Here is a 765-nt window from a genome sequence, read left to right as displayed (position 1 = left end):
GTCGGAGGTGTGGGTCTGCGCATACATCACAGCTACCAAGCTGGACTCGCAAGATGAATTCCTCACGAAATTTGTGCAACAGAGCCCTTTTTACCGCAAACATCGTCATGCGATTTTTCACATGGAGGAATTTCCTAATGGTAGCAGGATGATAAACACCTTGGATTCAGCAATTGGACTATCTAAAGATGCGTATTCAGCAATTGATGCGCTGATGCAATAAGAGTGGAGCAATGATTGACACAGTCCGTATAATTGGTGAAATTGCTGTGGTTACGGCCACGGCAGATTTTCACCCCTTGCGTGAGATTAAAATACTCACCTCGAAACTCGCTAGCTTAGGCTTCGAGGGCATTGTGCTTTTTGACTTACTTTCTGTCAACGGGCTGACCTCAAATCGGTTTGCCTCTATGAGGTTCAAAAAAAATGCGTTTGATCGCAGCTCATTTTCTGTAGAGACCAATGTAAGTTCAGCCATTCAAGAAGGGCAGGATTTAATGACGAGAAGCGATCAAGCGTTTCTTCTTGGCAGTGTCCTCTCGTCTAGCGAACTGAAGAGGTTCATGCAGTAGTAGTCTTTAGCGCCAACAATTTGTCGTATAAGTCATTTACCAGACAAGATTAGGAAACCACCAAGCGAATGAAAGCGTGAACTGCCCCCACCGAGTAGTCTGGGTTTTAGGCTCCAGACCCATTGATTTTCACAGCCAGAAGATGACGGTTGCAGCAAGGGCGATGGCGGAGAGGAAGACCCTCGGGCATCTG

At 46.4% G+C, this 765-nt stretch carries 2 protein-coding genes; both read left to right on the top strand.

Translation table 11 applies throughout. The annotated features are described in order from the left end of the window. On the top strand, positions 1 to 223 hold a 223-nt coding region (locus J0F76_RS20715; protein ID WP_207472353.1), incomplete at its 5' end, for a hypothetical protein. Positions 224 to 233: 10 nt separating this feature from the next. Beyond that, positions 234 to 572: a type II toxin-antitoxin system RnlB family antitoxin gene (locus J0F76_RS20710; protein ID WP_207472352.1), complete on the top strand. Its 339-nt coding sequence runs from the start codon at positions 234 to 236 to the stop codon at positions 570 to 572. The last annotated feature ends 193 nt before the right edge of the window (positions 573 to 765 follow it).

Source organism: Paracoccus fontiphilus, from assembly GCF_017356265.1.
Taxonomy (GTDB): Bacteria; Pseudomonadota; Alphaproteobacteria; order Rhodobacterales; family Rhodobacteraceae; genus Paracoccus; species Paracoccus fontiphilus.
Note: the sequence above shows the minus strand (reverse complement) of the source record. Positions and strands in the feature narration are given on the sequence as shown.

What these genes read in the sequence shown, in the direction of transcription:
- J0F76_RS20710 (WP_207472352.1), top strand. Translation starts at nt 234, where the DNA reads ATGATTGACACAGTCCGTATAATTGGTGAAATTGCTGTGGTTACGGCC.